The sequence below is a fragment of the Microbacterium sp. genome, assembly GCF_029263575.1.
GTDB lineage: Bacteria > Actinomycetota > Actinomycetes > Actinomycetales > Microbacteriaceae > Microbacterium.
The window spans coordinates 1-10,337 of sequence record NZ_JAJUFV010000106.1 but is presented as its reverse complement, the minus strand read 5'-3'; the positions used below and the strand labels follow the sequence as shown (position 1 = coordinate 10,337).

The 10,337-nt window shown below is 65.0% G+C and carries 11 protein-coding genes; 7 read left to right on the top strand and 4 right to left on the bottom strand.

The window, feature by feature from the left end; genetic code table 11:
- Positions 1-247: 247 nt before the first annotated feature.
- The 4 genes from Q1J95_RS11070 to Q1J95_RS11055 form a co-directional block, all read right to left on the bottom strand.
- Positions 248-1,168: a glycine betaine ABC transporter substrate-binding protein gene (locus Q1J95_RS11070; protein WP_300267574.1), complete on the bottom strand. Its 921-nt coding sequence runs from the start codon at positions 1,166-1,168 to the stop codon at positions 248-250.
- A gap of 48 nt (positions 1,169-1,216) precedes the next feature.
- On the bottom strand, positions 1,217-2,137 hold the full coding sequence (locus Q1J95_RS11065; protein WP_300267572.1) for a proline/glycine betaine ABC transporter permease: 921 nt from the start codon (positions 2,135-2,137) through the stop codon (positions 1,217-1,219).
- Positions 2,137-3,432: a glycine betaine/L-proline ABC transporter ATP-binding protein gene (locus Q1J95_RS11060; RefSeq protein ID WP_300267570.1), complete on the bottom strand. Its 1,296-nt coding sequence runs from the start codon at positions 3,430-3,432 to the stop codon at positions 2,137-2,139. The genes Q1J95_RS11065 and Q1J95_RS11060 overlap by 1 nt, the downstream gene beginning before the upstream one ends.
- A 335-nt stretch (positions 3,433-3,767) precedes the next feature.
- Positions 3,768-4,970: a methyltransferase gene (locus tag Q1J95_RS11055; protein ID WP_300267568.1), complete on the bottom strand. Its 1,203-nt coding sequence runs from the start codon at positions 4,968-4,970 to the stop codon at positions 3,768-3,770.
- Between the two features lie 75 nt (positions 4,971-5,045).
- Between Q1J95_RS11055 and Q1J95_RS11050 the strand changes: the two genes are divergently transcribed.
- From Q1J95_RS11050 to Q1J95_RS11020, 7 genes are all read left to right on the top strand, one after another.
- Positions 5,046-5,774 carry a TetR/AcrR family transcriptional regulator gene (locus Q1J95_RS11050; RefSeq protein ID WP_300267566.1) on the top strand — a complete coding sequence of 243 codons (729 nt, stop codon included), beginning with the start codon at positions 5,046-5,048 and terminating at the stop codon, positions 5,772-5,774.
- A complete protein-coding gene (locus tag Q1J95_RS11045) occupies positions 5,771-6,814 on the top strand; it encodes an ABC transporter ATP-binding protein (protein ID WP_300267565.1) in 1,044 nt (347 codons plus the stop codon). Before Q1J95_RS11050 ends, Q1J95_RS11045 begins: the two co-directional genes overlap by 4 nt.
- Positions 6,807-7,607 carry an ABC transporter permease subunit gene (locus tag Q1J95_RS11040; protein WP_300267564.1) on the top strand — a complete coding sequence of 267 codons (801 nt, stop codon included), beginning with the start codon at positions 6,807-6,809 and terminating at the stop codon, positions 7,605-7,607. The genes Q1J95_RS11045 and Q1J95_RS11040 overlap by 8 nt, the downstream gene beginning before the upstream one ends.
- A gap of 120 nt (positions 7,608-7,727) precedes the next feature.
- Positions 7,728-8,114, top strand: a complete 387-nt coding sequence (locus Q1J95_RS11035; RefSeq protein WP_300267563.1) for a GntR family transcriptional regulator — start codon at positions 7,728-7,730, stop codon at positions 8,112-8,114.
- The gene (locus Q1J95_RS11030; protein WP_300267562.1) at positions 8,111-9,040 is read left to right on the top strand and encodes an ABC transporter ATP-binding protein; all 930 of its coding nucleotides are present in this window, start codon (positions 8,111-8,113) and stop codon (positions 9,038-9,040) included. The genes Q1J95_RS11035 and Q1J95_RS11030 overlap by 4 nt, the downstream gene beginning before the upstream one ends.
- Entirely contained in the window at positions 9,040-9,726 is a 687-nt protein-coding gene (locus Q1J95_RS11025; protein ID WP_300267561.1) for a hypothetical protein, read from the top strand. The genes Q1J95_RS11030 and Q1J95_RS11025 overlap by 1 nt, the downstream gene beginning before the upstream one ends.
- Positions 9,727-9,909: 183 nt before the next feature.
- Positions 9,910-10,337: DeoR/GlpR family DNA-binding transcription regulator (locus Q1J95_RS11020; protein ID WP_300267560.1), on the top strand; the 428-nt coding region annotated here is incomplete at its 3' end.

Sequence of the window (10,337 nt, the reverse complement as noted above, 5' to 3'; positions counted from 1 at the left end):
CGCCGCGATGCCACGCTGGAGCATCTCACGCGCGAATCCGAAGTCGACAGCGGCGAATCCGTCCATATGTGCCACGGTACGCGCGTGCACAACTCCTCAAAAGCCGTTGCTTCGAGCGGCTGTTCGGTCGGATTTGGGCCGGACCCCGCGTTCTTTGAGGAGTTGTGCACGACGAGCGGCGTCAGAACGAGAGAAAGGGCGCCGCGACCGAAGTCGCGGCGCCCTCACTCACAGGTGAACGTCAGTATTACTCGGTAACGAGCCAGTCGAACTGGTCGCCGTTCTCTTCGATCCACGCGTCGACAGCAGCCTCGGGGTCGCCCTCGTACTCATCAGAGGTGACGAGGCCCTCGAGCGCACCGTACTGGTCGTCGTCCAGCTTGATCTTGCCGAACAGCTCAGAGGCCTCGGGGAACTCATCGCTGGTGCCGGCGTGCGCGATGAAGTTGAGCGTCTCTGGCTCGCCCATCGCACCCTTCGGGTCTTCGAGGTCCTTCATCTCCCACGAGTTGTAGGCCCAGAACGGACGCCACAGGGTCACGACGATGTCTTCCTCGGCCGCGTAGGCGGTGTCGAGCTCGGCGAGCATGCCCGCGGTCGACGAAGTGAGCAGCTCGTACTCGCCGTCAAGGCCGTACTCCGGCATAGCGGAATCCTGCGTCACACCGGTGAGACCGGCGCCTGGCTCGATGCCAGTGATCTTGCCGTCGAAACGGTCAGCCTGACCCTTGAGGTCTTCGATTGAATTGATGTCGTCCATGTAGGTCGGGACGGCGAGCGTCAGTACGGCACCGTCGTAGTAGGCGCCGAGGTCTTCCAGGTCATCGCCGTACTCTTCCATGTACTCAGCGTGGGTGACCTCGGGCCATGCCGAAGGGTAGACGTCGAAGTCGCCACGAGCCAGACCGGTGTAGAGCGGGCCCGCCTCGGTCATCTCTTCCATCTCGACGGTGTAGCCGAGCTTCTCGAGCTGGTCCTGTGCAAGGTACGCCATGCTCAGGCCGTCGGTCCAGCTGGGCAGGTAGCCGAGGGTGATCGTGCCCAAGTCACCGTTGTCGCCGCTGTCTCCGTTGTCACCGTTGTCGCTGCCACCCGCACAACCGGCGAGGGCGAGGGATGCGACGGTACCGAGAGCAACTGCGGCTGTGATGTGCCGGAATTTCTTCATGGTGCTTCCTTTCGTATGTTCTGCTGCGTTTCGTATGGATAGGGGAGATTATGCGGAGACGGGCTGAGCCGCGGCATCCGCTTTCGCTGCACGCTGGGCTGCGCGCCGGCGCGAAATCGCGCCGAGCAACGACGACTTGTAATCGTTCGGATTGCCCATCGCCGCGGTGACGCGGTCGAGGAAGATTGCGATGAAGACCACGCCAAGACCCGCTTCGACGCCCTGCGGGACATTGATCGTCGACAACGCCGCGGCGACTTCCTTTCCGAGGCCGTTCGCGCCGCCGATACCGGCGATGACGGCCATCGACAGGGCGAGCATGATGACCTGGTTGATGCCGGCCATGATCGTGGGCATCGCCAGAGGCAATTGGATACCGCGCAAGATCTGGCTGGGAGCGGCGCCGAACGCTTGCCCGGCTTCGACGGTCTCCGAGTCCACCCCGCGGATGCCGAGCTCAGTGAGGCGCACACCGGGAGGCAACGAGAAAATCACGGTCGCAATGACACCGGGCACGAATCCCACGCCGAAGAACACGATCACCGGGATCAGATAAACCATGGACGGCATCGTCTGCATGAAGTCGAGCACAGGTTTCACGGCTGCGCTGACCCGGTCATTACGTGCCGCCCATATACCGAGCGGCACCGATATAGCAACCGTTACCAGTGTAGCGATGAGCACCAGCGCGAGCGTCTCCATGGCATGGTCCCACTGATCCATGCCGACGATGATGGTGAACGTCACCGCAGTGCCCACGGCGAGTTGCCACGACCGCAACAGCCAGGCGATCAAGGCAAAGAACACGATCATCACCGGTGACGGCAGGAAGTTCAGCAGATCGGCGAGACCCTCGACGAGAAATCCGACGATGTTCGAGATGATGTCGAGTAGGAACTTGAGATTGTCACGGATCCAGTCGACCGCGACATCTGCGGCATCCCCGATGGGAAGGCGGAACCCATCCATCAGCGCACCTCCTCTGTGTTGGTGGCCGACGCTTCGCCTGGGGCATCACCGAGCACCTCGTCGATGACCGTGGTCGGCATGGGCTGCAGCGGGATTGTCAGCTCGCCGGTCGCGTTCGGTCCGGGGCCAAGGGCCGCCAGCAGCGTCACGCGCGGGATGACGCCGACGAGGCGATCGTCGGCATCCGTGACCGCCAGGGGCAGTCGTGACTCGGCGGCCGGCACGAACAGGTCGGCCAGCACGTCGGATTCGTTCACGCTCTGCGGCACGGGTTTGAGGATCGGGCCGAGCGCGCTCTCTCCCTTGCGGATCAGCTTGACCGCGTCGCGGTCGGTGATCATTCCCAGCAGCTTGCGGTCGCGTCCGACGACGTAGACGGCGGAGGAATACGCGTCGCGCATCTCGCGCAGCGCGGCGCGCGGTCCGCCGCTCTCGGGAACGACCGCACGCGGACGCTCCATGACGTTGCCGGCGGTGAGCACGCGAGCGCGGTCGACGTCTTGCACGAACTGCTCGACGTAGTCGTTGGCCGGGTCGGTGAGGATGTCTTCCGGCGTGCCGATCTGAACGATGCGACCGTCACGCATGACCGCGATGCGGTCGCCGAGGAACATCGCCTCGTTCAGGTCGTGGGTGATGAACACGATGGTCTTGCGCAGCTTCTGCTGCAGCTCGACCAGCTGCTCTTGCATCTCGCGGCGAATCAGCGGGTCGAGGGCGCTGAACGCCTCGTCCATCAGCATGATCTCGGTGTCTGCGGCCAGCGCGCGGGCGATGCCGACGCGCTGCTGCATACCGCCGGACAGCTGGCTGGGCAGCTTGTCACCCCACCCGGCGAGCCCGACCATCTCGAGCACCTCGTCGGCCTTCGCGAGACGCTCGTCGCGCGGCACGCCCTTCAGCTCGAGCGGGTACGCGACGTTGTCTGCCACGGACCGATGCGGCAGCAGCGCGAAGTGCTGGAAAACCATCGACACGTTCTCGCGGCGGATCTCGCGCAGACGCGATGCCGGGACGCCGGTGATCTGGTCGCCGTTGATCACGACGGTGCCGTCGGTGATGTCGTGCAGCCCGTTGAGCATGCGGATGATCGTCGACTTACCCGAGCCGGACAGGCCCATGATGACGAAGATCTCGCCGCGCTTCACCTCGAAGCTGGCGTCGATGACCGCGGCTGTTCCGGCGTCGCGCACCTCATCGCGGCTCTCACCGGCCTTCAACCGGCGAACGGCCTGCTGTGGATTTCTTCCGAAGACTTTGAATAGATGGTGCGCTTCGAGAACGGTTTCGGTCACGTTTTCCCCCGGCAGCTCGCTGATTTCTCGGGTCTCAGGAGCGGGCTTCGGTTACGTCCGGGTCGAGTTTCCTGGCCATCTCAGCACTCTTGCTGCACGACACTGGCGAAAGATTCGGCACTCCCGCAAGAACTTCAACCGTACGACCGCGCCCCTTCAGATGCTGTTCATTCTGGAGAAGAAACGCGTTCGCGGACTGGTCTACAGGCCGAAAGGCCTACATTTCAAAGTAACAAAATGGCCGGTCAGTGGCAAATCTCGTTCCGCTAACGGTGTGGGTTTTTCTCGGCTGAACGGGGATTCTACATAATGTCGACAATCATATGCTGCGCGAATCAGCGACGAACGCTGCGCGTGACCGTGAATTTCGGCGTGCGGCGCAATTGCACCGTCTCGCCGATGAATCGGGTGAGATCGGCACGGTAGCCCAGCGACGAGTTGTAGACGGTGAGCAGTTCGCCGCCGGGCTTCAGCAGCCGAGCGGATGCCTCGAACAGCCGCGTCGCCGCGCCTGTGTGCACGCTCGCACCGAGATGAAACGGCGGGTTGAGCAAGATCAGGTCAGCGGATGCCTCGGGCAGCTCCGCGCCCGCATCATCGTGCGTCACGGCGACGCGATCGGCGACACCGTTCGCGATCATCGTCTGCCGAGCGGATGCCACGGCCGCCGCCGAGCGATCGGTCGCGGTGACACGGGCCGAGGGGTGGAGGAGTGCGTACCAGGCGGCGAGCGCGCCCGTACCGCAGCCGAGGTCGAGGACCGCGCGAGGTCGCGGGTGCACAACTCCTTCAGAATCGTCGACTTCAGCCCGATCTGGGGCTGTTTCGGCTCGGTCTGGCCGATCTTTGCTGAGTTGTGCGTCGGCGAGCACGTCAAGCAGCACGCGCGTGCCGATGTCGAGGCGCGCTCCGGCGAAGGCTCCGCCGTGCGCGCAGAGCACGAGCGGCTCGGCGAGGCCGGGCACGACGACCGGTTCAGCGACGGGGAAGGGCGACCGGTCAGCGATGGCCTGGGCACCGCTGGCCACGATTAACCGCGACTTCCGCTCGGCGCGCTGCGGCTGCACCCGGGTGAAGCTGCGAGTGAGCACGTCGTTCTGCGCCAGCGTCATGTGCTTCACCCGGCCTCCGGCCACGAGCACGACGTCGGGCGCGGACCAGCGGGCGACCGCATCCGCCATCTCGTCCAATGCCGCCAGCGCCTTCGGCAACTGCACCAGCACCAGGCGAGCACCGCGCAGCAGTGCGGGTTCGAGCTCGTGCGAGACGAATCCGGTGAGCTCGAGCGCGTGCGCATTTCGGGCCAGGGCGAGGCGTCCGGTCGCGGAATCCTGGTGCACGCGGACGCCGTGTCGACCGGCGTCCGTCAGCCCGAGCGTGATCGCGCCGTACTCATCACCGACGACGACGAGCTCATGGCCGGACAGGTCAGTGGCGAGGGCGTGCTGCACGAGCAGTTCGTCTGTGGCGTCCCACGCCTGCAGGTTCGGCGCCTCCACATCGGGGAAGCGGCGCAGCGCCGAGTACGAGAACGTCACCCCACCAGAGTAGAAGCGCCGTCGTCGGGTGCGTCGCCATTGACATACTTTGAACATGCGTTTAGTCTGCTGTACATGCGTTCGGCCTCTGAGGACCTCACCACCCGCGCCCGCATCCGCGAGACGGCGATCGCCGCGTTCGCGCGCGGCGGCTTCGACGGCACCAGCCTGCGCTCGATCGCACGCGAGGCCGGCGTCAGCCCGGCGCTGATCGTGCACCACTTCAGCGACAAGTCCGAACTGCGCCGCATCTGCGATGAGTACATCGCCGAGGTATTCACCGATGAGAATCACGACCTCATCGACGCCCCGACAGGCGAACGCATCCAGGCCGCTCTCAATGACCTCGATCGATACGGCCCCTACATCGACTACCTCGGGCGCATGCTCACCGACGGCTCGTCGGCCGCAGATCGCCTGTTCGACAGCATCCTCGCGGGCACACGAAAGATGCTCGACGATCAGCGCACGGCCGACCTGCTCGAGCCCATGAGCGATCCCGAGATGACGGCGCTGCTGCTCGCCCTCATGGGCCTCGGGCCTGTCGTGATGCGCGCGCAGATCGCCCGTGCTCTCGGTCAGGATCAGCTCAGTTCTGCGGGCATGCTGCGCTCGACGCTGCCCACGATGGAGCTGCTCACCCACGGCATCTACAAGACAGATGCGTTTCTGCAGGGCACCCGCGCGGCGCTGGGGTCACCGCAGGCGCCGACCACCGCGCCATCCACGGACGCCGCGCCACCCACAGACCCCGCAACGTCTGCGGACACCCCGCCATCCGCCACAGACAAGGAGAAGCCATGACTGCCGCCGTCGAGATCAGCGGACTGAACAAACGCTACGGCCGCCGCACCGCTGTGCACGAGCTCGACCTGCGCGTGGCGACCGGCAGCGTCTTCGGACTCATCGGGCCCAACGGCGCCGGGAAGACGACGACGATTCGCACGCTGATCGACACGATTCGACCTACCTCGGGCGAGGTGCGCGTTCTCGGCACCGAGCCACGCGCGGGCGGAGCGGCACTGCGTCGCCGGATCGGATACGTACCCGGAGAGCTGCAGCTCGAAGGACGCGCCAGCGGCCATCGGCTGCTCGCGTTCTACGCCGAGGTTTCCGGCGACAGCGGCAAGACAGCATCCACCCTGCGGCACGCGGGCGAGCTCGCCGACCGGCTCGGCGTCGACCTGAACCGCCCCGTGCGCACGCTGTCGAAGGGCAACAAGCAGAAGGTCGGACTCATCCAGGCGTTCATGCATCGGCCCGAACTGCTCATCCTCGACGAGCCGACCAGCGGACTCGATCCACTCATGCAGCGCGAGTTCCTGCAGCTTGTGCGCGAAGCGCGAGACGTCGGACAGACCGTGCTGCTCAGCTCGCACGTGCTCAGTGAGATTCAGCAGACCGCCGACGATGTGGCCGTGCTCAGCTCGGGTCGGATCGTCGCCGAGGGAGACGTCGCCTCGCTGCGTCTCGGGTCTGTGCGCCGCGTTCGCGTGCGCATCGCGGGGACGGATGCCGCGGCCACCCGCGCCGCCTTCGAGAAGATCCCGGGGGTGCAGCGTCTGGACGCCGACCCCTCGATCCCCTCGTCCCCGTCCAGTCGACGCCGCGCGTCGCCAGGAGCCTCTGGCACGCGTGGGCCCCGCTCAGGGGACGGAGCGGGCGACTCAAGGGACGGCCCGGGCGACTCAGGAAACGAGGGAGTCCAGCTGACAGCGACCATCGAGGGAACGATTGATCCTCTCGTCAAGCTGCTGGCTCGGTACGAGGTGCAGGAGCTCACCGTCGAAGAGCCCGACCTCGAGGAATCGGTGCTGCGTCTCTACGGGGGCGAGCATGCGTAGCATCCTGCCGGTGTTGCGGCGCAGCATCCGCGAATCATGGCGCAGCCTCGTGGGCTGGTCGATCGGCATCGCCGCCGTGCTCTTTCTCTACCTGCCGCTGTATCCGTCGTTCGGGGCGAGCGCCGACCTCCAGAACCTCATCGACTCGCTGCCCGAAGAACTCGTCGCGACGCTCGGCTACGACCAGCTCGCCAGCGGCGCCGGCTACGTGCAGAGCACCTATTACGCGCAGATGGGCTTCCTGCTGCTCACGATCGCCGCTGTCGTCTGGGGTTCCGCGGCGATCGCAGGCGCTGAAGAGAGCGGCCGTGCCGAACTCGATCTCGCCCACGGCATCGGCCGCGGCAGGTATGCGCTCGAATCGGCGCTCGCGGTGCTCGTTCGCCTCGTCTGGCTGGGCGTGTTCTCGGCTCTCGTCGTGTGGGCGCTCAATGGCCCAAGCGAGCTCGAGCTCGAACCTGCCCGCCTCATCGACGCCAGCGCTGCGATGACCGGGCTCGCCTTCCTCACCGCTGCTGCCGCCCTGTTCGCCGGAGCGGCGACCGGGCGCAAGATCTGGGCCACAGGGGTCGGCGCAGGCATCGCGGTGCTCGGATACATCCTGCAGGCTGTGGCGAAGCAGTCCGACGACTTGGAATGGCTGAACGCGATCTCGCCCTACGCATGGGTGTTCCGCCAGTCGCCTCTGGCAGAGGGGGCGGATGCCGCAGGTCTCGCGCTGACCTGGGGGATCGCTGCGGCACTGGCCGCGGCATCCGCCCTCGCGCTGCGCTCGCGAGACCTGCGCGGCTGAGAGCCTCGCACCTGAATTCGTCCCGCTCCTGCCGAGCGGGGCGAATTTCTGTGTCTTGACATGAGGCGGGTTAGGTGGTTACCTAGTCGAGTAATTAACCACATAACCAGAGGAGGCATCGTGATCGAAGAAGGCAAGGCGCTCTTCATCCAGATCGCGGAGCAGATCGAGGACCAGATCCTCGACGGCTCACTCGCCGAAGAGAGCAAGGCTCCGTCGACGAACGAGCTCGCCGCCTTCTACCGCATCAACCCCGCCACCGCCGCGAAGGGAGTCGCGATGCTCACCGACAAGGGAGTGCTGTACAAACAACGAGGCATCGGCATGTTCGTCGCCGCCGGCGCCCACGAACTGCTGCTCGGCGAACGGCGCTCCGCATTCGCCGACCGCTACATCGACCCTCTCCTCGCCGAAGCCCGCACGCTCGGACTCGGCCCCGAAGACCTCGCAACGCTGCTGCGTGAACGCGCTGCAGCATCCGCCAATACCGAAGGGAACCCCGCATGACCGCGGTCATCGAGGTGAACAACCTCACCAAGCGTTACAAGGACAAGAATGCGCTCGCAGGCGTGTCACTGTCCATCGAAGGAAACGCGATCTACGGCCTGCTCGGACGCAACGGCGCTGGCAAGACGACACTCATGTCGATCCTCACGGCGCAGAACTTCGAATCTGCGGGCACTGTGAAGGTGTTCGGTGAGCACCCCTACGAGAACTCGCGCGTGCTCAGCCGCATCTGCTTCGTCCGGGAGAGCCAGAAGTATCCGGATGACGCGACACCGCGCCACGCGTTCAAAGCAGCGAGCCTGTTCTTCAAGAACTGGGATCAGGGGTTCGCCGAGCAGCTGATCGAAGAGTTCCAGCTGCCGATGAAGCAGACGATCAAGAAGCTCTCTCGCGGGCAGCTCTCGGCCGTCGGCGTCATCATCGGTCTCGCGTCCCGCGCCGAGATCACGTTCTTCGACGAGCCCTACCTCGGCCTCGACGCGGTCGCCCGGCAGATCTTCTACGACCGGCTGCTCGAAGACTACGCCGAGTACCCGCGCACGATCATCCTGTCGTCGCACCTGATCGACGAGGTTTCGAACCTCATCGAACACGTCATCGTCATCGATGACGGCCAGATCCTGATGGACGAGCACACGGATGCCGTACGCGACCGTGCCGTGACCGTCGTGGGCGATTCCGACAAGGTCGACGCCTGGGTTCAGGGGCGCGAAGTGCTGCACCGCGAAGTGCTGGGGCGCGTGGCATCCGTCACTGTATTCGGCACGCTCTCCGATGAGGAGCGCGCCGAGGTCGCGGCATCCGGTCTCGATCTCGCACCCGTCTCACTGCAACAGCTCATCGTCCGCCTCACGCAGAAGGCCAGCGCCGGCCAGAAATCCGGCCCCAGCTCACACGTCGTCACCGACACCAAGGAGGTTCGCTGATGTCTCGCACACTCAACGTCGTTCGTCTGCAACTGATCAACAAGCAGACTTTCATCTGGGTGCCGCTGATCGTCCTCGCCGGAGCGGTTGTCGTGTCCGTCATCATCTACGCCATGATCCCCATCGATGGCCCGAAGTACGGCGGAGGTGGTCAGGCGCCGCTGTGGGTGTTCTTCGGCACCGGCCTGACCGCGATGACGCTCACGTTCCCGTTCTCGCAGGCGCTGAGCATCACCCGCCGCGACTTCTTCGTCGGAACCCTCTTCGCGGCGATCCTCGGCAGCGCATTCATGGGTGTGCTGTTCTTGATCGGCGGCGGAATTGAGATGCTCACGAACGGCTATGGCGTCAACGGCTACGTGTTCCATCTGCCGTGGATGTGGGAGGCCGGCCCCCTCGGTGCCTTCCTCGCCTACTTCACCCTGGCGCTGTTCTTCTTCGTGATCGGCTTCACCGGGGCGACGATCTACAAGAGCTGGGGTCCCGTGGTGCTCACCATCGTGAGCTTCGTGCTCGTGCTCGCGCTGCTCGCGCTCATCTTCATGATCACGCGGCTCGAACTGTGGATCCAGTTCTGGACCATGTTCGCCGAGCTCGGTGCGATCGGACTCTCGCTGTGGGGACTCGTCGTCATCGCCGCACTGTCGGGGGTTTCGTTCCTGGCGTTCCGGAGGGCGAAGCCGTAGGGCGCTGACCCATCACGGTCCGCGGAGGTGCCCGCCATCGTTACAGATGGCGGGCACTTCTTTGCGCCACGTGTTCACCGATGAGCACTCGAACAACTTCCTGCACGAATGTTGTCGAAATCTATCAGTAAGCGTCATTTTGAATGTATCGTTTGTGTTGTGATCGCAGCACAACGACGGAATATGATCCTCGAGATCCTCCACCAAGACGGAGCAGTGTCGATCACCGCGCTCGCCGAACGCATGTCGATCTCGTCCGTCACGATTCGTCGCGACCTCGACCATCTCGCCTCTCTCGGGCTCCTCACGCGCACGCACGGCGGCGCGATCGCAGACGTGTCCTCACCGGAGACCTCCTACGTCGAGAAGATCGGCCAGGCGATGAGCGAGAAGCAGGCGATCGGCCGCCTGGCCGCCTCCCTCGTACGAGACGGTGACGTCGTCATCGTCGGCCCCGGCACGACCACCGAGGCCTTCGCCAATATCCTCCGCACGCGCAGCGGGCTCACGATCATCACCAACTCGCTGCCCGTCGCGGAGGCATTCGTGTCGTCGTCAGACAACGAAGTGATCATGACCGGCGGCTCTCTGCGGGCGCCGATCCGCGCCCT